The 411-nt window shown below is 38.9% G+C and carries 1 protein-coding gene; it reads left to right on the forward strand.

Annotated elements, in window-relative coordinates:
• Nucleotides 1-411: PAS domain-containing protein (locus tag M3629_RS28130; protein ID WP_251512195.1), on the forward strand; the 411-nt coding region annotated here is incomplete at both ends.

Genomic DNA, 411 nt, shown 5'->3' on the forward strand with positions numbered 1-411 from the left:
TGGTTATAGTCCGGAAGAACTATTGGATAAGAATTTTTCGGAACTGATTTATGAGGAAGATTTAGAAAAGACCATCAGGATCTTCCATTTAACCATTCAGGATGGGGGAAGTCAGCAAAAAAATCAATTTCGACTGAAGCGCAAAACAGGCGAATTTATTAATCTAGACACGACCACTATTCCGATCATTGTCGACGGACAAATTGTTGGAATGTATGGCATCGCGAAAGATATCACCGAGCAAATCAGAAATGAGGAAATGGTTCAGCATTTAGCCTATCATGATTATTTAACTGGTCTCCCTAACCGAAACATGTTGAATGCACTTCTCACGAATGGGGCCATAACGATTGAGAACTTAGCCGTATTATTTATCGACCTTGACCGATTCAAGATTGTCAATGATACATT

This window comes from Paenibacillus polysaccharolyticus (assembly GCF_023714295.1).
Lineage (GTDB): Bacteria > Bacillota > Bacilli > Paenibacillales > Paenibacillaceae > Paenibacillus > Paenibacillus polysaccharolyticus_A.